The organism is Micromonospora sp. WMMD956 (assembly GCF_029626125.1).
Classification (GTDB): Bacteria; Actinomycetota; Actinomycetes; order Mycobacteriales; family Micromonosporaceae; genus Micromonospora; species Micromonospora carbonacea.
Window position 1 is genome coordinate 3,176,958 of record NZ_JARUBI010000005.1, and the last position, 20,356, is coordinate 3,197,313.

Consider the following 20,356-nt stretch of genomic DNA (forward strand, 5'->3'; position numbering starts at 1 on the left):
GGCATCCCGCTGTGGCGGCGGCCGGGGCGTGCCGTACACTTGGCGGTCGTTGCCGCCTTAGCTCAGTCGGCTAGAGCGACGCACTCGTAATGCGTAGGTCGACGGTTCGATTCCGTCAGGCGGCTCCAGGAGGCCCTGGCCAGCTCAGCGCTGGTCAGGGCCTTGTTTTTCGGGCCTCCCGTGCGGGAGGGCCCGGTCGGTGCGACGGCGACGACGTGAGGTCAGCGGCCGCGCGCCATCATCCGCAGCGCGAACGGGGCCATGAGCCGTGGCGGCACCATGCGGATCATGAACGCCGTCACCTTGTTGCGCCGCCCGTCGACCACGGCAGGTCCGGTTCCCTCCAGGGCGGCGAGCGCGGTGCGGGCGACCTGGGCCGGCTGGCGCTTCCCGCCGCCCGGCCGGGGGTTCATCGGTGTCCGGGTCGGCCCCGGGCTCACCGCCACCACCCGGACGCCGCTGGCCCTGGTCTCGGCCCACAGTGCCTGGGTGAACGAGAGGACGTAGGCCTTCGACGCCGCGTAGGCGGCCAGGACGGGTGCCGGCGTGTAGGCCCCGGTGCTGGCGACGTTGATGACCGAACCGTGCCCCCGCTGAACCATCCCGGTCACCACGAGCGTGGTCAACTCGGTCAGAGCGCCGACGTTGAGGTCCACCAGTCGACGCAGCGTGGCGGGGTCGCTGTCCGCCACCGTGGCCAGCGAACTCATGCCCGCGTTGTTGACCAGCAGCTCCACCTCGATGCCGGCGTCCTGCACGGTCTTCATCAGGCGGACGGGAGCGTCGTGTTCGTCGAGGGCGAGGGGGACGCTCAGCACGGCGACGCCGTGTCGCTCGCGCAGGCCGGCGGCGGTCTTCGCCAACCGCTCGGCGTCGCGGGCCACCAGCACCAGGTCTGCCCCGTGCCCGGCGAGCTGCTCCGCGATCGCCGCGCCGATGCCGCTCGATCCGCCGGTGATCAGGGCGGAGCGGCCCTTCATGTCGGATGCCGTGGTCATGCGGCTAACCTAAACGTTGACGTCAGCGTGAAGGTCAAGTCGGCGCCAGCGGCCGGAGGGGGCGACGAACCGGTGCGTATCGGAGAGCTCAGCCACGCCACCGGGGCCAGCACCCGGGCCCTGCGCTACTACGAGGAGCAGGGGCTCATCCGCAGCGAGCGCCTCCCCAACGGATACCGCGACTACGGACCCGAGGCGATCGAGAAGGTGGAGTTCATCCAGGACCTTCTCGCCGCGGGGCTCTCCTCGCAGATCCTGCGCGACATCATGCCCTGCGTCACCGCCGACGGCGGCCAGACCGCCTGCGCCGACGTGCTTCGCCAGGCCCAACGGGTCCGCGACGACCTGCTGGAGCAGGAGCGACGCATTCGCGCCCGCCGGGAGACCCTGGAGCAGTACCTCGCCGGCCAGCGCAGCCCACGGGGCAACCACAGCCACCCCCAGCCGTGAGGGCCGGGCTGTGGGAGTCTGGCGCGATGTCGCGTGCGCGCCTGGCCCTGTCGGTCGGGATTCTCCTGCTCCTCGCCGCCTGCCTGCTGCCGTGCCTGCCCCTGTTCCAGGTGGCCGGGATGTCGCTGCCCTACCAGGACCCGACGCCCGAGCTGCTGCGGCAGCACGCGGCGAACGTCGCGGCGGCCGAACGCCGGCTCGCCGTGTGCGTGGCCGTCGCGGGCGCTCTCGCCCTCCTGGGCCTGGTCGCCCTCGCCCTCGCTCACGCCTGGAGGCGGCGGCGTCCGCCGGCGACGTCGGCCTAGGCGCGGCGTCCCGGCCGCCGGGACGACGGCTCCGACGAGATCGCCTACGACAAGATCTCCAAGCGGGTCCGGCTGATGCGGCCCTGTCACCGACACGGGCGGTGACTGGGCGTCCGGGCGGTCGGCTTGGGTCGCACTATCCGAAGGTGGGGCGTTTGCCCTGGTGAAAGCGTGATGACCTAGTTACTCTTGGGTCAAATGCCCGCCGTTGTGCACCACTTGGTCGGGCTTGTGCCTAACGGAGGGTATCGCACTCGGTAGTCATCTGGCCCGGCTCCCCATCACCCGAAGGGAGCGCCCATGACCCGGGCCCCGGCGAACCTGATGGCTGTCCGCAGCCTGCTCCTGGCCCACCTGGACCTCGACCCCACTACCTCACGCCCACAGGATCTGGAACCTGCCGAGGTCGGCATCGTGGGCGACGCCTCCCACCGGGGCGGCTACCACTGCGGCTCCGACCGCGTGGTGCCCGGTGACTATTCCGTGGTGGAGTCCACCCGGGACAGTTCGGGGCTGACCCTCGACGCGTCCGGTCTGGACGTCGGCGGCTTCAGCGTGAAGTCCGGCGGGAGCACCCACGACCTGCGTTCGTTCTCGGTCTGGTGCGTGCGGCAGTGCACCGCCGGCACGGCCGACACGCGGGACCTCAGAGAGATCATCTATTCCCCCGACGGCAAGACGGTCAAGCGGTGGGACCGGCTGGGCAAGCGCAGCACCGGAGACAGTTCCCACCTCTGGCACACCCACTTCAGCTTCTTCCGCGACTCGACCAAGGCGGGCCGGGACCAGACCCCGCTGTTCCGCCGCTACCTGACCGAAATCGGACTGATCACCCCACCTGCACCGGAGGACGACATGAGCGAGAAGGCCGAGAACGAGATCCACCAGGTCTACCTAGGCACGTTCTACGGCGGGAGCAGCATGGGCCGGGCCGTCGACCCGGACGGCGCCGGACCGGCGGCGGCCAGCAACAGCGTCGTCGCCAAGCTCGACTACCTGATGGCCCGCCTCGACGGCGTCGTCGCCGGGGTCACCACCCTCCAGGGCAAGGACTGGACGGACGAGCCCGCCATCATCGCCGGGGTGCTCGCCGGCCTGTCCCCGCAGCGGCTCGCCGAGGCGCTGGCGACCGCCGGGCTCACCCCGGCGGCCATCGCGGCGGCGGTGCCGCAGGACATGGCCCGCAAGGTCGTCGACGAGCTGACCGCCCGGCTGTCGAGCTGACGTCGTGTGGACCTGGCGACTCTCGTCCCGCCCGGTGGTCTCGGCGCGGTCGGAGCCGGCGGGTTGCTCGTCATGGTCGTCCTGTACCTCCTCAACGCGAACCGGGCCGACCGCAGGGAGTACCAGGAGGCCATCGACCGGGCCGAGCGGCGCGCCGACGAGGCGGAGGTGCGCCGCTCGGCCGCCGAGGCCCGGCTCGACACCCTCCAGCAGGCCGTGGACGAGGCGCGGTCCGCCCGGCGGGCGGCCGAGGACCATGCCGACTCCCTGCTGCGGGAACTGACGAGACTGCGTCCGCACGAGCCAGGCGGTGATGCGTGACCGACGAGACCCTTCAGCTACGACTACGGATGAACCGCCTCGGCCGCCGCCGCGCGGTGGTCGCCGTGGCGGCCACCGCCCTCATCGCCGCCACGATCGGCTGGTGGGCGGCGTCGATGGGACGGCAGACCGTGCAGCAGCAGCACCGCGCGGCCACCGCCCTGTCCGGCGCCGAGCAACTGTGCCAGCAGGTCCGGCAACTCGGCGGGACGTGCGTCGTCGACCCGGAGGACCTGAAGGGCGTACCCGGGAATCCCGGACCGGCCGGTCCGCCGGGGCCACCGGGGGTCCCCGGCCTCGACGGCGCCGGCGGTCCCACCGGCCCGCCGGGGCCACGCGGTGACCAGGGCCCGCCGGGGCCGAGCGGCCCGAGCGGCCCGAGCGGTCCGGCTGGCCCGAGCGGCCCGGGTGGTCCGGCCGGCCCACCGGGGACGTCCGGCCCGGAGGGGCCCAGGGGCGAGGCGGGCCCGCCGGGGGAGCGGGGGCCGCAGGGCGAGGCCGGGCCGGTCGGCCCGAGCGGCCCGCCGGGGCCCTGGTGCCCCGAGGGTACGACGGTGCAGGTCGTCACAGTCGTCACCGCCGGAGGCGCGCAGCGCATCGTCGCCTGCGTGACCGAATGAACGATCGACACTGTCCGCGACGGAGCCCGCAGGAGGCCCGCCATGCCCGAGTCCGTTCCCGTCCCCGTTCCCGCGCACGCGTCGGCGGCCTCCGAGCCGCTGCTGACCGTCGGCGGGGTCACCGCCGCCGGCGCTGCCGTGCTCAGCCTGCTGGTCGCCTTCGGGCTGCCGGTGTCGGCCGACCAGCAGACCGCGCTGCTCGGCCTGGTCGCGGTGCTCGCCCCGCTGGTCGTGGCGGTGCTCGCCCGCGGCCGGGTGTACTCGCCGGCCACCGTGGCCGACCTGCTGGCCCGCCGCCGGTGACCGCCCCGTCGCCGGTGACTGCCCCGCCGCCGGTGGCCGGACAGGATGTCGGGGCCTACCGCTAGCCTGCGGCCCATGAGTGTTTCGGTGGACGGCGTCGCGAAGCTGCCAGGTGTCGAGGACGAGGCCCGGTTCTGGGCCATGGTGGAGGCCGCGTGGGAGCGGCTGGGCCCCGAGCCGGCGGCGCTGCGCCGGGCCCTGCGGGAGCGGGACCCGGCGGCCGACGACGTCGACCCGGACGCCCTCGACGAGTGGTTGAGCCCGTTCGTCGAACAGCTTTGTGCCCTCGCCGCCGACCTGTCGAGCGAGGAGCTGACCGCCCTGGACCGGGTGGTCGAGCGGAAGCTCTACGACCTCGACCGCGCCGACGTCCACGCCGTCACCGACGGCTCCGACGACGGCTTCCTCTACGCCCGGGGCCACATCGTCGCCCTCGGCCGCGAGTTCTACGAGGCGGTGCGGGCCAACCCCGCCCTGGCGGTCACCGACGCCGAGTGCGAGAGCCTCTGCTACCTCTTCGCGCACCTGCACGACAAGCGGTTCGGCGACTGGCCGCGCACCGGGTCGGGCATCTCCCGGGAGTCGTTCAACAACCCCGACGGCTGGCGGGAATAGTCAGAACGCGCAGTACCTGACGTGCGGGCCGACCCGGCCCGGGGCCGGGTGCGCGAACGCGCCGGGCACGGTGCGGGCCACGGCGGCGACACCCTGGGCCACCCACAGCATCGCCGTGGCGACCGCCGACGCACCGTGGTCAGCGTCGCCAACGCCGAGCCCGTTCCACGCCGAGCCCAACGCCGGCTGGGACCGAGCCCAACGCCGGCTGGGACCGAGCCCAACGCCGGCTGGGACCGCCCCCACACGGTGGTCACGGCCGCCACCGACGCGTCCGCCTGCGCGATCACCGTCCGTCCGGCTCGGGGACGAACTGGTCGATGAAGCCGATCATGTCGCGGAAGACCTGCTCCCGGTTCGTCTCGTGGAACAGGTCGTGGTAGGCCCCGCGATATCGCCGCTGGTGCAGCTCCTCGCCGCCGATCAGCTCGATCCCCTGCCGGGTGTCGTCCAGGCGCACCAGAGCATCCTCGTCACCGTGCAACCACAGGGTCGGCAGCGGGCCGAGGGAACCGGCGTTGTTGGCCACCGTCAACATTCGGGCGATGGCTTCAAGGGTCACCCGGCGGAAGGGGCCGTGCCAGACCAGCAGGTCGTCGTTGAAGTCCGCGCCCACCTGGCCGTCCCTGGACAGCATCGGCCCGATGTCGTGCACCTGTGTCGGGAACTCCTCGAACGAGAGCAGCATCGTCGCGGTCTGCCAGGTGCCGAGGACCGGTGCCACGAGCACGAGAGCCGTCGCGGCGTCCGGGTAACGCTGGGCGTACCGGGCGGCGATGAGGCCACCGACCGAGTGGCCGATGACGATCTGCGGCTTTCCGGGGTGGTCGGCGTGTGCCTGCTCGGCCACGGTGCGCACATCCGTGACGATGTCCTCAAGGTCCTTGACGTAGGCGCGTTCGCCGTCGGACAGCCCGAACCCCATGTGGTCGGGGCCGTACACGGCAGCGCCGTGCGCGACGAGCCGGCTGGCGACGTCGGCGTAACGGCCGGCGTGCTCCGGGTAGCCGTGCACCACGATGGCTACGTAACGGGGATCCTCGTGGTCCCAGGTCCGCACCGAGATCGTCGTCTGCGTGCCGTCGAACTTCCAGAACCGGGGCTGGGGCATGTCGTCCTCCTTCGGTCGGGTCTGCTGGCGGGGCACCGCCTCCGGAAAGCCTCAGAGCAGCTCGACGCGGTATTCGCGCATCCAGTCGTTGATCCGCAACAGGGACTCGAAACCCAGCCGGAGGAACTGGAGCTGACTCGGCTCCGCCTGCTCGACCAGGGCATAGGCTGCGCGGGCGCTGGACTGTTCCATCAGGGGCCGGACCGGCGCGTTCGAATCCGCCATCAGGTCACCGAGCTTCTGCCGCATCGCCTGGTCGTACGCCGGATCCACGATGGCCGGATACGGGGTCTTCCGCCGGTCCAGCACGAAGCCCGGCACGGTTCCGGCCACCGCAGCGCGGAGCAGGCTCTTCTCCCTCCCGTCGAAGGACTTCGTCGACCAGGGCACGTTGAACACGTACTCGACGAGCCGGTGGTCGCAGAACGGCACCCGGACCTCCAACCCGACGGCCATGCTCATCCGGTCCTTGCGTTCCAGCAGCATCGGCATGAACCGGGTGAGGAACAGGTGGGACACCCGGCGCATGCGCGCGTCGAGCTCGTTCTCGCCGGCGAGCGCCGGGACCTCGCGCACCGCCTCGGCGTACCGGTCGGCCCGGTAGTCGTCGAGTGCCAGCCGGCGGGGCAGGTCCGGGTCGAGGAACGACGGCCCGCTGACGTCGATGGGTGCGCTGTGATGCATCCAGGGGAACGTGTCCGCAGTCGTGGCACCGTGGTCGTGGAACCAGGGGTACCCGCCGAAGAGCTCGTCCGCGCCCTCGCCGGACAGGGCGACGGTCGAGTGCCGGCGCACCGTCCGGAACAGCAGGTAGAGCGAGGTGTCCATGTCGGCCAGCCCGAGCGGCAGGTCGCGGGCGCGGAGCACCGCGAGGCGCGCGGCCGGATCGGTCAGGTCGGCGGCATTGAGCGTGATGGTCTCGTGGGCGGTCCCGACGGTGGCGGCGAGCTTGGCGGCGAACGACGCGTCCTCGGCCGGATCCTGGCCAGGGATGCCGGGGCGGGAGAAGCCGACGGCGAAGGACCGCAGCGGGCCCTCCCCCCGCTCGGCCAGCGCCTCCGCTGCGTACGCGGTGACGGTGCTGGAGTCGAGTCCGCCGGACAGCAGCGAGCAGAGCGGCACGTCGGCCACGGTCTGTCCCGCGACGGCCCGCCTCAGCAACCGCCGTACCGTCTCGACGGTCGTCGCCCGGTCGTCATGGTGCGCCGTCGCGGGCAGGCGCCAGTAGGCCGTCTCCGACGTGCTCGTCCGGTCGAACCTCAGCACGTGACCGGGCAGGACCGACCGCATCCCCTCGAAGATCGCCTGGCCGGGCGTGTTAACCCAGGTCATGAGTTCCTGTAGCCCGGTGGTGCCGAGCTGGGCGCGGGCCTCGGGATGGGCGAGGATGGCCTTCGGTTCGGAGCCGAAGAGCACTCCCCGGGGCGTGGGGTAGTAGTAGAGCGGCTTGACCCCCAGCCGGTCCCGGACAAGAAGGAGCCGCTGGTCGCGGTTGTCCCAGACGGCGAACGCGAACATGCCGACCAGCCGTTCGGGCAGCCCCTCGCCCCACTCCAGGTAGCCCCGCAGGACGACCTCGGTGTCACTGCGGGTCCGGAACCGGTGCCCGCGGGCCGCGAGCTCGTCACGTAGCTCCTGGAAGTTGTAGACCTCGCCGCTGTAGGTGATGACGGCCGTCGGGTCGCGGTCCGGGTCGTCGAGCATGGGCTGCGTGCCGTTCTCCAGGTCGATGACGGCGAGCCGCCGGTGCCCGAGCGCGGCGTGCGGGCCGATCCAGGTGCCCTCGGCGTCCGGCCCCCGGCAGGACATCGTGGCGGTCATCGACGCGATCGCGGCGCTCGCGGTGCGTAGGTCGCGCCCGAAGTCGATCCATCCGGTGATTCCACACATGGCGATCTCAACGTCCGTTCGTGGCGGGCCCGGGAAGGGCGTTCGTGGCAGGGGCGGGAACGGAGGGACCGGCCGGGTCTCCCGGCGTCCGGTGCCCGTCCGGCCAGCCCGGCACCGCGTTCAGCGTCTCCTCCGGCAGCTTGCCGGAGCGCGCCAGGAGCAGGAAGTACCGGCCGAGCTCGTGCAGCTGCGCCAGCCCGGTCAGCCCCCGGTCCCAGCAGGCGATCTCCAGGTCGGGGCAGTCCCAGCGGTCCCGGAAGAAGGTTTCGACCAGGTCATGACGGATGTGCTCGACCTGGAATCCGCTGTTGCGCCGCATGGCCGTCTCGTTGAGGGCACCCGCGGCGGCGGCGCAGGTCCGGGCCAGCCGTAGCAGGGCCGGCTGCGCCGCCAGCAGGGACGGGACGCGGTGCCCGGTGCGGACGCCGGGTTCGGTCCGGAAGGAACGCACCAGGGCCCGGACGGCGAGTTCCCGATCGGGGAGGCTGGCCTGCTCCTCCGCCGACAACCATTCGCGCATGCCGGTCGTCGGCCCGTCGTCGGAGCCCAGCACCCTGCGGGCCCGGGCCGCGTCGAGCGCCCGCCCGACGAGCGTGGCCCCGGCGTCGCCGCTGCCCTCCGGAGCCCCGTCCCGGGCGATCGCGTCGAGCGTCGCCCGGCGGTGCAGCGAGGGATACGCCGGCAGGAAGAGCCGGAGGAACCCCAGCGCGTGGTAGTCGGTCACGACCCGGCCGCCGAGTTCGGTGCCCTCGTTCTCCCAGCGCCAGTCCGCGAGGTAGACCGTGTCGAGGGTGGCGTAGCGCGCGACGTCGACCGGCGCCGCGGCCACCGGGGTCCCGTCGTGTACCAGGTGCAGGGCCCGCACCGCATCGAGCCGCTTGACGTCCCGCTGGTCCGGGTGCGCGTCGAGCCACCCGCGCATCCGGCCGGCGGCAGCCGCCAGGCCGCCGTGCTCGGCCAGCCGCCAGAGGGCCGACCAGCTTCGGCGGGGGAACGGCAGGTCGCGGACCAGCGCCAGCAGGCCGTCGGCCTCGTCCTGGTCGAGTGCCTCGCCGATGGCCGACAGGAGGCCGTACCGGATCGAGACCAGGGCGTCGGAGAGCTGCGCGTGGCCGTCGTCGGTGTCGAGGTGGGCGACGGCGACCTCGTCGTCCGCGACGACCGTGCCGTCCGCGTACCACTGGAAGACCTGGCCGACGCCGACGACGCCATAGGGGTGCAGTTCGGCGGCGCGCAGCGCGCCCATGCTGCTGGCGCCGACGACCCGCACCCCCTCGCGGACCAGATGCAGGATCTCCTTGTGCCGGACGGCGGGCGCCTGGAAGAAGAGCCCGTCCAGGATCAGGACGGTGTCCGCCGGCCCGGGCCGGAGCCGCAGCAGGTCGCCGTGGCGCACCGGCGGGTGCGGCACCGCGTCGGGCACGATCCGGCGGATGTCGTCGGCGTCGATGGTGGGGCCGGCGAAGACATGGGTCGCCATCGTGATCAGGATTCCTCCGGTCGAACGGGCCTGGGGCATTCGTCGCCGGTGCCGAACCGCAGCCCGGGAGCGATGACCCGGACCACGGACAGCGGCTCGTCGGACGGGGACAACGGCACCTCCAGCACGGGCTGGCCGGTTCGCAGGCGGACCTGCCGCGAGCACCACCGGTACTCCTCGTCGACGGAGCCGAAACGGCGGACTCGCAACGCGGCCAGCGTCTGGTCCCACGAACGGAGCCGGTCGGGTGGGGTGACCGGCCGATGCGTGTCCCAGCGGTGCGAGCGGTAGAGGCTGCCCCGGACGTCGTCCCGGGTGCCGTTGATGACCGTCAACCGGCTCTGCGCGGCCTCGGTGACCGCGCGGGAGAGGGCCGTCGCCGGGTCGGTGTGGCAGCCGGACCCCGAATAGATCGACGGGTCCTCGGGGGACCACAGATAGGCGACGAAGCAGGGGAAGGCGGGGTCGCGGGTGTTGTCGACGAGCTCCAGCCACGCCCCGGCGGAGGTGATCTGCCCGATCAAGCGGTGGCAGTCCGGGTCCGTCACCGTCTCGGGGTCGATATGCGTCCGGGTGGACACGGGCCGGTCGCCGAGGTCGTACGTGCAGTCCCGCTCGATGAGTTCGAACAGCCCGTGCAGGGCCGCCTCCGCCGGGCAGTTTCCGCTGGCCAGGCCGTTGCTGGAAACCCGCAACAGCGGCACGGACCACGCCGGTGCGGCCAGGGACGAGATGGCCACGCAGGCGAGCGGCACCAGCGTCTCCCGGTCCTCGCCGACCACCCGGGCAGGCACCCAGTCCAGCGGGACGTCCGGCGTGAGCAGGCTCCGGGCGGCGCGTTGCAGGGACATGACGTCGTACGGCAGGCGCAGGGACGAGGCGGCCACGCCCACCGGCCCCGGCGTCGTCGCCGGAAGCTCCTCGGCGTGCCACAGCTCGATGGCCTCCATCGCGGCCGAGACCTTGGCGGCCAGGTCGGTGGCGCCCTTGCCCTGGCTGACGCTGAGCGTACGGGCCATCGGCCGGACGGCGACCCACACCGGGATGCCGATGACGTCGAGGCCGGTCACGTCGGCCACCCGGGTCAGGCCGCAGCGCGTGAAGAGCCGCTCGGCGAGCCGCCAGGTGTCCGCCGGATGCCGGGTGCGGTGCGTGCCGGCGAAGTACCTCTTCACGTTCCGGTCCGCGGTGACCGGTTCCACGTCGAGGGTGGACGATTCGTTCATACCCTGCTCCTCCGCCGTGGGGACTGGGACGTCTCGATCACGTACTCCGTCGGGTGTGTCCCGGGATCCGGCGCGGCCGGGTCGGGCAACGGCTCGGCGAAGGTCAACACGGCGGCGATCCCCTCCGGCCAACACTTCGGCTGGGCGAGGTCCACGTACACGGGCTTGCGCACGGCGCCGCCCGACCGCGACCGGGCCTGGCCAACCCACTCGCTGGACGCGCGGCCCCGGACGACGTCCCACGGGTCGGGCAGCGTGACCGCCCGGACGAAGGACCGCCGGGGCACCCCGGTCTCGGCGCACCACCGGTGCCAGGCCACCATCCTGGCGGCGTCGTCGTCGGCCCCACCGGGGAGCGCCGCCTGCGGCACCTTCCACGTCCGGCGGGCCAGCACGAGCCGGCCGAGGACCAGCCGCGGATAGTGGCGGAGCCCGGGGGCGTCCGCGCCGAGGCTGCCGTCGACATGGTCCCAGAACGCCAGCGTGCTGCCCGTCGCCGGGCCCAGCCTGCGCAGCCACCGGAAGAACGGTGGCGCCAGCGCCGTCAGCGTGGCGTTCTGGGGGACCGGGAGCAGCGCCCGTCCCGGCAGCGCGGGGCTGTGCAACAGAAGCCTGCCGCGCTCCTCGTCGACCCGAACCGTGCAGTCGCCCGGGTCGATCCGGGCCTCCGGGTCGCACTCTAGGGCGTGCCCGGGAAAGGCCAGGCTGTAGGGCAGCAGCCGGGGCCGCTCGTTGGCGGTCGCGCCGAACCGTGCCGTGACGTCCACCGCCAGCGCGTCCGGCTCCGCGACGTCCGCCGCGCCGGCCCACTCCCGCAGCAGTCCGACCGGTGCGTCGACCAGGCCGGCGGCGATCCGGGCGGCGAACCGACCGTACCCGCAACCGAGGCCGTTGAGCACGATGCGGTCGCCGGCGAGCTGCACCGGCCACGCCGCGCAGGACCAGTCCGGCAGCTCGTCGGGCAGGGCGGCGGCGACGCGGTCGAGCTCCGCGCCGTCGAGTCGGACCTCGTCGGCCTGCGGTGCGCGGGCCACGAGCGTCCGCAGCCGGTCGGTCAGGTCGGCGCGGAGCCCCAGCGCGCGGCGCAGCAGCGGATGGGTCGACTCGGCGATCATCGTGTCCGCCGCGGCGCGGCCGGACTCGACGAACCACCGGTACGCGGTCAGGAGCGGAACGGATCCGGTGCCGAACCGCTCCCGGAAACACAGCATGCCGGCAAGCTGGAAGGGCAGCTCGGGGGCGAGCAGCGGTGCGATCAGCTGGACCCGTCCGAGGTCTGCCAGCACCTCCTTGTCGAGGGGTGGGGCGGGCTCGTCCACGACCCGTACGAGGTCCTCGGTGACCAGCAGGCGGTCCGCTCCCCCGGTGCTGACCCCGCAGGCCGCGGCGAGTCGGTCGAGGCCCACCCGGGCGGGGGCGGTCAGCGCACCCGGCGCGGGAGAGGGGTCCGCCTCGATGTCGCGCAGCAGGCGCAGTGCCGCGCGCAGCTCGCCGGTGCCGCCGTCGGTCGTGGCCGGCAGCGCCGACAGTACGCCGTCGAGGACCTGCCGTCCGTGCCCGGGCGGACGCAGTCCCACCTCGAGGAGCCCACTGCGGAGGAGCGCGGAGAGCTGCTGCGGGACGGTGCCGTCGGGGGAGAGGTCGCAGAGCCGGTGCGGGGAGCGCAGCCGGCGCAGCAGGTGGGCCAGCTGGTCGGGGCAGGCTGCGCTCCGCAGGTCGTCCGCCGGTCCGCCGGTCATCAGCCAGCTCACCCGGCCGGGGGCCGGCTCGTCGACGGTGACGGTGGGATTCGTCGTCACCCACACCTGGTCCGGTGCCACCGACCGCAGGCCCGGGCCACGAACCCAGTGCTGGACCCAGTCGAGTGCCCGCCGGTCGACCCGCACGTGCCGGTCGGGTGGCCGTCGGCCGGCCCCGGCGACGAGCAGCGCGGCCTCGGCGAGCCGGGCGAACGGCGACGGTTTGGTGGCGGCGCGCTGGAGCAGCCGGAACACGGTGAGCAGACGCCGCCGCTCCCGGGCCGACCCCGGCCGGTGCCGACGCCCGCTGCGGCGGATCTCCGCCAGCAGACCGGGCACCGAGAGCTCGACCGAGGCGGCGAAGTCCGGTTCGGTGAGGCGGTCGTGGATGGTCGCCCGGGTGGCGTGGTCCAACTCCGCCAGGGCCGTCCGCAGCTCGGCCCGCCGCCGGTCGAGCTCCGAGCGCGCCCGTTCGTACGCGGCGACCGCTCCGACATCGAGCATGTCCCCGGCCAGGGTCGTCAGCGCACGACCGTTGTAGGCGTCCCGCCTGGCGCGGAGCAGGCGACGCCGCTCGGCCGGTGCCGCCAGCGGCACGAAAGCACCGATGACGTCCGCCGCCGCCGCGCCCCGCGAGCGGCAGGCGTCCTCGGCCTCGGCGGTACGCGCCGCCGCCGCCCAGACCCGTTCGTCGGTGAGGTCCCGCAGGAGCTGTGGGCCCATCCGGCAGCGGCGACGGACCATCACCGGCCCGACCCGTACGCCGGTCGGGGCGGGTGCCCGGCCTAACACCATGTCGCCTCCAGAGGTAGCCGCTCCAGACCCCGGTGCAGGAAGTGGGGCGTCCAGCGCGGAGCGCCGGCGACGCGCACCGTGGACCAGCGCCGGGCCAGGACGGTGAGCAGGGCGACCCCCTCCAGCCGGGCGACGTGCGCGCCCAGGCACACGTGTCGTCCCTCCCCGAACGCGACGCCGGCGAGCGGCCCGGCGGGCTGGTCGGTGGTGACCAGTTCGTGGTTGGCGGCGCCCAGCATCACCCGCAACCGGTCGCCGCGCCTGATCAGTTGGCCGGCCACCTCGACGTCCCGCACCGCCACCCGCGCGGTGAAGGTCAGGGGGGACTCGGTGAGCAGCACCCGATCCACCTCCGCCTCGGCGGTGAGCCGTCCGTCGCGCAGGCCGTCCAGCAACTCCGGTGCGGTGGCCAGGCGCAGCAGCAGCGCGCTGATCATGTTGCGGGAGGTGTCGTGCCCGGCGAGGTAGAGGCTGAAGACGTTGGCTACCGTCTCGGTCTCGGACAGGGCGAGCGAGGTTCCTGCGGCGGCCCGGATGGCGGCGAGCACCGAGTCCGGGGTGGGCTCGGTGAGCCATTGCCGGACCAGGACCGTCAGCTCGTCGAGCGCGGTGAGGGCGCTGCGGACGGCGCTTTCGGTGGCGGGGCCGTTGACCAGGCCACCACCCTGACTGATCGTCCGGCAGAGCTCGCTCGCGTGGCCCCGCTCCGGCCCCGGCACGCCGACCAGGTCACCGACGACGGCGACGGGCAGCCGGCCGCTGATCGCCGCCACGCCGTCGAACCGGCCGTCCGGGCCGATGCCGGCGAGCAACCTGTCGATCGTCGCCTCGACCGCCTCCCGCCGGGACCGCACGGCCCGGGGCGAGAAGGCCGGGCCGAGGGTACGGCGCATCCGGTCGTGGTCGGCGCCCTCCGCCGACAACAGCAGGCTCCGGACGAAGTCGCCGTGCCGGGCGCCGGCGCCCCACTCGGAGGTGGGATCCGCCCCGGGCATCCGGAACCGTTCGTCACGCAGCACCATCCGGGCCGGCTCGTAGCCGACGACGAGCCAGCATCCGCCGGAGTCGCTCCACACGAGACCGCCCTGCCGGCGCAGCTGTTCGTAGAGCACCGCCGGCCGGCGTAGCACATGGGCCGCCACCGCCGCCCGCTTGTCGGCCGGCGCCGGGTGCTCGGTCGCTGAGGTCACAGCAGGGCCTTCCCTCTGTCGTTGAAGGCGGCCTCGGTCGAGGCCCGGATCAGCACCCGCGCCGGCACCACGGGGCTGGGCAGGCCGGCGCAGGCCGAGCGGACCAGTTCCTCGGTGACGTCGCCGACGGCGAGGACCGTGATGCGGTCGACCGGGCCGGAACGGTCCACGGAGACCCGGGCGTCGGTGACGCCCGGGAGGGCCTGCACCGCGGCGGCGACGCTCGCCGGGTACACGGTCACCCCGTCGACCTTGATCAGGTCGTCGACCCGGCCCTCCAGCAGGTAACCGGTGCCATCAGGAGCGGGCCGTACGAGGTCGCCGGCGCTCACCGCGCCATCGGGCCGGGCGCGCAACTCGCCACCGACGGCGGCGAACCGCGTGTCGGGTCCCCGGGTCCAGAGCATGCCGACCCCGTCGGGTCCGACATCCTCCAGCCAGACCTGCTTGCCCGGCAACGGCGCGCCGAGGTTTCCGGTCGCGTCCACCTCGCGGCGCACGGTGAGCAGACCGGTCTCCGTCGAGCCCAGCATCGTCAGGAACCGGCAGCCGGGCAGCCCTACCGAGATCCGTCGGGCCCGGTCCGGGGTGAGCCCACCCCCGGCCGGAACGAACGTGGTCCGGTCGTAGCGCGCCCCGGCCGGGGCGGCACCGGCGGTCAGCGTGGCGAGCGCCGGCGGGGCCAGGCAGATGCCTGGCCGGTCGGCGAGGTGCCGCCCGGCCAGCGCCCACTGATGCGGTCGGAACAGCAGCAGGTCCCGGCCCCGCAGCAGCGCCGGCACCATGACGACGTAGAACGCCGCCGCGAAGTCCAGGCTGGAACACGCGGCGAACACCTCCGCCTGCCCGTACTCGGGCATCCCCTCGACGTAGAGGCGGACCGCCTCGTGCAGCGCGTGCGGGCGGCCGAAGAGCAGCCGGGGCCTGCCGGTGCTCCCCGAGGTGGCCGTGGCGTACGTCGGCCCCCGGACCTCGTCCGGCGGTGCGGAGTGCGCCCCCGCCGCCCAGGCGACATCGTGGAAGGCCCGCCCGACGCCCCATCGGGCCGGGTCACCGAGCACCCAGCGTGGCGAGGGCGTGGCCAGCCCGATCGCCAGGAGCCCGACCAGGGAGCGGACCGTGCAGTCGGCGGGCACCACCCAGCCGTGCGCCGTCCGGGGCAGCTCGGCGGCGAGGTCCCTCGCCCGTCCCACGATGTCCCGCCAGGGAACCCGGCCGCTCTCGTCGACCACCCCGTGATCGGACCGGGCGAGCAGCTCGGCGACGGGCCTCAGCCACGGTGCGTCGTCGCCCACGCCAGCCACCCCCTGATCGTCGTAGGAGCGGTGGCGTGGTCGGGAACGGTGTGGCCGTTCTGCTCCAGCGTCGCCGCCGCCATGACCCGCTCGACGGAGCTGAGCGGGCGGTCGAGGTCGTGCTCCGCGAGGCTCTCCGTGAGCATCCGGGCCAGATCCGGCTCGGGCTCGGCGGGGCAGCGCACCATCAGCCGCCGCGGCATGTTGAACCTGATGTGCCGGATGCGCTCGATCTCGTCGTCGACGAGCACCGCGCCGGGTGCCGCCCGGTGCAGGGCGTCGAACAGCTCGATGGCCTGGTAGCGGGCCAGCCGGGCACCCAGGCACCGGTAGGCGCCCCAGCCGAAGGAGAGCACCGCCCGCCCCGCTACCCGGTCGTCGGGCCGGTTCGCCTCGGCTACCCGGACACTGATGATCTGACCCGCCCGGACGTGCAGGTCGCCGAACGTGATCGGCGCGTGGGCGACCCGCTCCAGGGTCTTCAGGGGCGGTTCACTGCGCAGGGCCTCGTCGAGCATGGCCTCCCGGTGCGCCGGGTCGGACGCTGCGGGGGAGCCGAGGATGAATATCGCCGCGTTGCCCAGCATGCCGGCCACGGTCTCCAGCGAGGCTTGGACCAGCATGACGATGTTGGCCTCGAAGTCCTCCTCCGCGAGCCCGCCCGTCCAGCCGGCGTGCCAGGCGCCCAGCACGCTCCCGGGTGGTGCCTGGGGTCGGGCCCGGCGGAGCGACCGGCGGATCTCGGCCAGCGCGGCGTGCCCCTCGGTGACCGCCGCCGCCGGGTCCGGCAGCCGCGCGGCGTAGGCGACCAGCGCGAGGCGCTGGCTCAACTTGTGCAGTCGGTGGAACTCCTCGGGCGACAGGCCCAGCAGGTGGGCGCCGCACTCGATGGCGTACCGGAAGGCGACCGCCGTCATGAATTCGCCACCGCCCGCGGCGGCGAACCTCCCGACCACCCGGTCGGCCAGGGCACGCAGGGCCGGCACCATCGCCTCGACGGCGTCGGCGGTGAAGAACCGCCCGAAGGCGCGGCGGAGCCCGGCGTGCCGCTCGGGCGACGCCTGGAGCATGATCCGTTCGGCGAACGCCCCGAGCTCCTCCGCCATCGGGCGTACGTCGTCGGCCAGGCCGTGAGTCAGCGACGCCATCACCGCCGTGGACTCCACGACCCCCAGCCGGTCGTCGCTGAGCAGACCGACTGCGGCCTCCCGGTCCGCGACCACCCAGCCGAGGCCGCCGGGCAGGGGACTGATCCCCGGCGGAGTGGCCGCCTCAGGGGAACGGATGTGGCTCATGCCGGACCTCCCTGTCCGCCGTGAGGGTGGGACCGGCCCCGTTACGGAGCCGGAAGCGTGCGATCGCCGCGTCCGTCGGCATCCGGCGGTGCAGATGCCCGAACGTCATCGGCGCGGCACCCGGGACGATTGCCTTGACGCACCGCAGGCCCGCCCGGTGCAGTTCGCTGGTCGTGTGGTCGACGACGAACACCTCCTGGCCGTCGGCCCGGGCCACGTCGAGCATCGCCGCCAGGTCCGCGGCGACGTCCCCGCGGGGTAGATGCGGCGCCCGTACCGGGGCGGGCCGGTTCGCGGGAGCGAGCAGGAAGTCGAACCGTCCGCGCGCCTCCGGAAGGCCGGCGACCAGCGCGTGGTCGGTCATGTGCCGGACCAGCGCTGGACGGGCCAGGGCCTCCTCGGAGGGCCGCTGCTGCCGGTACAGCACGGTGATCGCCGGTGCCGCCGCCGCCATCTCCTGGACGGCGCCACGCAGGGCGCGGGACACGGTCAGGGCGCAGCCGGCCGTGACCAGGGTGGCCGGCAGGGTGGGGTCGTCGGCCAGCGAGACGAGCAGCACCACCGGCACCCCGAACAGGCCGACGGCCTGGAAGGCACGTAGTTCCCGCCCGGTGTGGTGGCGCAGGCCGCGGAGCGCGGCGGCGTCGGCCTCCGCCACCTGGCCCAGATCGATCTCGGGCAGCGGGCTACGCGAGTACCAGGCGGTCAGGAACGCGTCCCGCTCGGCGATCTCCAGGAGCGCCGCGAGGAGTGCCTCCTCCACCCCGCTGCCCAGCGCGCAGCCGTTGGAGTTCTCGTAGACGAACGCCGGCCCGGTCTCGGGTCGCTGGGTCGCGCCGTAGTAGGCGACATGGAAGGGCAGGTGGACGGCCCGACCGGTCAGGACGGAGTGGGCCGTCGCCCAGCCGGTCCGGGTGTGCGGGTCGAACCGCGCGTACTCGAACCCGGGCTGGTCGTAGGCGTCGTCCTCGTGCAACAGCAGCGTGCGGGGGTCGACGGCGGCGGTGAGGTCGGCGAAGGCGGCGAACCGGGCCGGGTCCCGTCCACCGCAGTGCCAGCCCGCGTAGCGTTCCAGGCCCTCCAGCACGGCACCGGCCCGCGCCGTGACGTAGTCGTCGGCCCGCCCGATGGCGATCTCCTCGAAACCCCACCTGGTGGGCACCTTGACCTGTGTGGACGGCAGGGCGGCGTCACCCGCGAGGCTCGGGGCCCGGGTGATGCCCGACCACGAGTCGACGTACTCGGACTCCAGCCGGTCGGCGAGCTTGGTGACCGGGAACCGCCGGGTCGAGGTCGGGCCGGTGGCGGGCAGCGCCGTGCCGAGGTCCGGCAGCGGCGGCGGGATCGGGGTCGCCGTCGCCACGCAGTGCGGTGTCCGGCACAGCGTGTGGGCGATGGCCGGATGCCAGTCACCGGCCAGGCCACCGTCGTCGAGCACGAAGGCCGCGTCGCGGCTGAGGGGTGGTTCGCCGGCGGCCAGCCGCTGCGCCTCCGCCCGCAACAGGGCGGCGACGACGTATCCGGTGGTGGCTGGCCAGTCCGGCTCGTCCCGGCGGCCGGACAACGGACGCCACGCGGTCTCCGCATCGGTCGTCGCCCCCTGCGGCTGGTTGGCCACCCGCACCCGCAGCGCGAGGCAGTGCGGGCAGTTCGGCCGGCCGGGCTCCACCAGCGGGCCCACCACCAGTCGTCCCCGGCAGCCGTACACGGGCAGCAGCGGCGACTGTTGCCGGGGCAGCGTCCGCAGGTCGGCGTCCCAGGAAAGGTCGACCAGCACCGCGAGCCGGTGATCCGACCCGGGCTGCGCAACCGCGCTCGGGCCGACCAGCCGAACGAGATCATCGGCGAGCAGGGTGATGGCGGCCCGCAGGCCCGCAGCCCTGCCCGGCATGGGGTGTGCCGTCATCGTGCTCATGGCCGCCCACCGTCCTTTCCGACCTCGACGCCGACCAGGTGCGTGGACACCAAGGCCGGCAGGGGAACCGGCCGCGTCCACAGGCCGAGCGCCGCCGTGTGCCGCTGGAGGTGCTCGCCGGTGTACGGCGGTGCGCCGGGCACGATCTCGCCGACCCACCCGGGATGCTGTCGACGGGCGAGCGCCGCCAGCAGCGCCCGCTGCTCGGCCTGCCCGGGGTCGAGAGCGGTCAGGGGAGTCCCGCCGGGAGCCCACGCTCGCCACATCCCGCTGGGGTGCGCCTGGTGCCGCACCGGCGGCAGGTGGCCGGCGAGGCTGCCCAGCCGGTTCCGCGCCGCCGACGGCTGGTCCACGACGCGGTCGGACCAGCCGTCGGTGAGCCGGGTGTCGGCCCAGCGGGTGAGGGCGCGGGCCGTCGCCCGGGTGGTGTCTGCCCCGACGCCGACCGCCGCCCCCGGCGCGGCGGGCAGGTGCCGCTCCACGGCCAGCGACAGCGACTCGGCCCGGGCCTCCGCCATCGTCTCCGCCACCAGGAGCGGCCCGTCCCGGCGCACGGTCGGCTCCGCTCGCCCCAACGGGTTGAGGACCAGCCGGAGCGTGGTCAGCGGCAGCTGCGGCAGCCCTTCGGGAGAGCAGGAGGCGAGTGGCCCGAAGCAGCGGGCGGCGTAGACCAGGTCGGGGAACGGTGCGGCACGCGGCGTGAGCGGACCGGCGCGGTGGTGCCGGCCGGCCGCCGGGCAGGTGGGGTCGACGTCCACGGCCGACCGCCAGATCCGGAGCGTGTCGAGGTCGACCACGGCCGCCTCGGCCAGCGGTCGGGTGTCGCCGTCGACGAGGACCCGGGTCATCTCCTGGCCCAGCACCCCGGCGGCCAGTGGTGCGGCGGTGCCGATCCCGTCGCCGGCCGGCAGCGCGACCGACCGGTGGGCCAGCCGTCGCCAGGCACACCGGGGGCACGCCGACGGATAGCCGGTCAGGTGGCCCTTGAGCAGCAGGGCGCGGCCCCGGGTCAGCCCCAGCCAGGTGCCGATGCCCTCAGCGGCCACCCGGTCGCCCAGGACCAGTGCCGGGTCCGCCTGCTCGGCGGGAAACAGCCCGACCAGATGGCGACCGGCGAGTTCGGCTGCCGTGGGGCGATCCGGTTCGGCAGGTACCACGACGTCGCGGAACCCGGCCTGTGCCAGTGCGCCGGCCAGGAGGACCGCGTACCCCTCGGGTCCGGCGACCACGATCCCCGCCGTCGCCCGACCGGCGGTGCGCCCCTCGGCTCGGGGCCGCCTGGTTTCACCCGCGGTGCCGGCCCGCGCGCCGGGCGGCTCCCTGCGCAGGACCCGCCGCTGCTCCAACAGATCGACCAGGTCGCGGAGGTACCGGGCCTGCGCCGGGGCCAGCGAGTCGAACAGCTGCTCAGGTGCCACCCCACGGTCGAACAGTGGCCCGAGACGGGCCAGCCAGGCGGCGACGCCGCGTCCCCGTAGCACGAACGACCCCTCGGTGGTCCGGAGCCACACCCCGTCGCGCACCGGCAGGTAGTAGACGTCGCCGCGAAGGAGCAACTGTCTTTCGGTCACCTCGTGCCTCCCC

18 protein-coding genes and 1 tRNA gene are annotated in these 20,356 nt (G+C 74.0%); 8 read left to right on the plus strand and 11 right to left on the minus strand.

From position 1 onward, the window contains the following. Positions 1 to 51 precede the first annotated feature (51 nt). Positions 52 to 128: transfer RNA gene (locus O7628_RS14635), tRNA-Thr, on the plus strand. Positions 129 to 221: 93 nt separating this feature from the next. On the opposite strand, the gene O7628_RS14640 is transcribed toward O7628_RS14635, so the two are convergent. Beyond that, positions 222 to 998 carry an SDR family NAD(P)-dependent oxidoreductase gene (locus tag O7628_RS14640; protein WP_278131098.1) on the minus strand — a complete coding sequence of 259 codons (777 nt, stop codon included), beginning with the start codon at positions 996 to 998 and terminating at the stop codon, positions 222 to 224. Between the two features lie 72 nt (positions 999 to 1,070). Between O7628_RS14640 and O7628_RS14645 the strand changes: the two genes are divergently transcribed. The 7 genes from O7628_RS14645 to O7628_RS14675 all read left to right on the plus strand — a co-directional run bounded on the left by O7628_RS14645 (position 1,071) and on the right by O7628_RS14675 (position 4,836). Further along, positions 1,071 to 1,448 carry a MerR family transcriptional regulator gene (locus O7628_RS14645; RefSeq protein ID WP_278131099.1) on the plus strand — a complete coding sequence of 126 codons (378 nt, stop codon included), beginning with the start codon at positions 1,071 to 1,073 and terminating at the stop codon, positions 1,446 to 1,448. A gap of 26 nt (positions 1,449 to 1,474) precedes the next feature. Then, positions 1,475 to 1,753, plus strand: a complete 279-nt coding sequence (locus O7628_RS14650; protein ID WP_278131101.1) for a hypothetical protein — start codon at positions 1,475 to 1,477, stop codon at positions 1,751 to 1,753. Between the two features lie 300 nt (positions 1,754 to 2,053). Further along, positions 2,054 to 2,977 (plus strand): hypothetical protein, encoded by a 924-nt coding sequence (locus tag O7628_RS14655; RefSeq protein ID WP_278131103.1) that lies wholly within the window; start codon positions 2,054 to 2,056, stop codon positions 2,975 to 2,977. A gap of 6 nt (positions 2,978 to 2,983) precedes the next feature. Beyond that, on the plus strand, positions 2,984 to 3,298 hold the full coding sequence (locus O7628_RS14660; RefSeq protein ID WP_178063019.1) for a hypothetical protein: 315 nt from the start codon (positions 2,984 to 2,986) through the stop codon (positions 3,296 to 3,298). Then, entirely contained in the window at positions 3,295 to 3,918 is a 624-nt protein-coding gene (locus tag O7628_RS14665; RefSeq protein WP_278131107.1) for a hypothetical protein, read from the plus strand. Before O7628_RS14660 ends, O7628_RS14665 begins: the two co-directional genes overlap by 4 nt. Before the next feature lie 42 nt (positions 3,919 to 3,960). After that, positions 3,961 to 4,221, plus strand: coding sequence for a hypothetical protein (locus O7628_RS14670; protein ID WP_074475325.1), 261 nt, complete (start codon positions 3,961 to 3,963; stop codon positions 4,219 to 4,221). Positions 4,222 to 4,296: 75 nt separating this feature from the next. Further along, on the plus strand, positions 4,297 to 4,836 hold the full coding sequence (locus tag O7628_RS14675; RefSeq protein ID WP_074475324.1) for a DUF4240 domain-containing protein: 540 nt from the start codon (positions 4,297 to 4,299) through the stop codon (positions 4,834 to 4,836). Between the two features lie 286 nt (positions 4,837 to 5,122). Here O7628_RS14675 and O7628_RS14680 read toward each other — a convergent pair whose 3' ends face one another. The 10 genes from O7628_RS14680 to O7628_RS14725 are packed head-to-tail and all read right to left on the minus strand — an operon-like array spanning position 5,123 to position 20,343. Then, positions 5,123 to 5,947, minus strand: a complete 825-nt coding sequence (locus O7628_RS14680) for an alpha/beta hydrolase (protein ID WP_278131110.1) — start codon at positions 5,945 to 5,947, stop codon at positions 5,123 to 5,125. A gap of 51 nt (positions 5,948 to 5,998) precedes the next feature. Then, positions 5,999 to 7,837 (minus strand): asparagine synthase (glutamine-hydrolyzing), encoded by a 1,839-nt coding sequence (gene asnB, locus O7628_RS14685; protein WP_278131112.1) that lies wholly within the window; start codon positions 7,835 to 7,837, stop codon positions 5,999 to 6,001. Between the two features lie 7 nt (positions 7,838 to 7,844). Further along, positions 7,845 to 9,317: a TfuA-like protein gene (locus tag O7628_RS14690; RefSeq protein WP_278131114.1), complete on the minus strand. Its 1,473-nt coding sequence runs from the start codon at positions 9,315 to 9,317 to the stop codon at positions 7,845 to 7,847. A 5-nt stretch (positions 9,318 to 9,322) separates the two neighbouring features. After that, complete coding sequence (locus O7628_RS14695; protein ID WP_278131116.1) at positions 9,323 to 10,543, minus strand: YcaO-like family protein; 1,221 nt, start codon at positions 10,541 to 10,543, stop codon at positions 9,323 to 9,325. After that, on the minus strand, positions 10,540 to 13,077 hold the full coding sequence (locus O7628_RS14700) for a lantibiotic dehydratase (RefSeq protein ID WP_278131119.1): 2,538 nt from the start codon (positions 13,075 to 13,077) through the stop codon (positions 10,540 to 10,542). The genes O7628_RS14695 and O7628_RS14700 overlap by 4 nt, the downstream gene beginning before the upstream one ends. Then, positions 13,068 to 14,267: a hypothetical protein gene (locus tag O7628_RS14705; RefSeq protein ID WP_278131121.1), complete on the minus strand. Its 1,200-nt coding sequence runs from the start codon at positions 14,265 to 14,267 to the stop codon at positions 13,068 to 13,070. Before O7628_RS14705 ends, O7628_RS14700 begins: the two co-directional genes overlap by 10 nt. Next, positions 14,264 to 15,562, minus strand: coding sequence for a class I adenylate-forming enzyme family protein (locus tag O7628_RS14710; protein WP_278131123.1), 1,299 nt, complete (start codon positions 15,560 to 15,562; stop codon positions 14,264 to 14,266). Before O7628_RS14710 ends, O7628_RS14705 begins: the two co-directional genes overlap by 4 nt. After that, entirely contained in the window at positions 15,538 to 16,857 is a 1,320-nt protein-coding gene (locus tag O7628_RS14715) for a hypothetical protein (RefSeq protein WP_278131125.1), read from the minus strand. Before O7628_RS14715 ends, O7628_RS14710 begins: the two co-directional genes overlap by 25 nt. Further along, positions 16,835 to 18,772 (minus strand): TOMM precursor leader peptide-binding protein, encoded by a 1,938-nt coding sequence (locus O7628_RS14720; protein ID WP_278131127.1) that lies wholly within the window; start codon positions 18,770 to 18,772, stop codon positions 16,835 to 16,837. The genes O7628_RS14715 and O7628_RS14720 overlap by 23 nt, the downstream gene beginning before the upstream one ends. Next, positions 18,769 to 20,343 carry a hypothetical protein gene (locus O7628_RS14725; RefSeq protein ID WP_278131129.1) on the minus strand — a complete coding sequence of 525 codons (1,575 nt, stop codon included), beginning with the start codon at positions 20,341 to 20,343 and terminating at the stop codon, positions 18,769 to 18,771. Before O7628_RS14725 ends, O7628_RS14720 begins: the two co-directional genes overlap by 4 nt. Between the last annotated feature and the right edge of the window lie 13 nt (positions 20,344 to 20,356).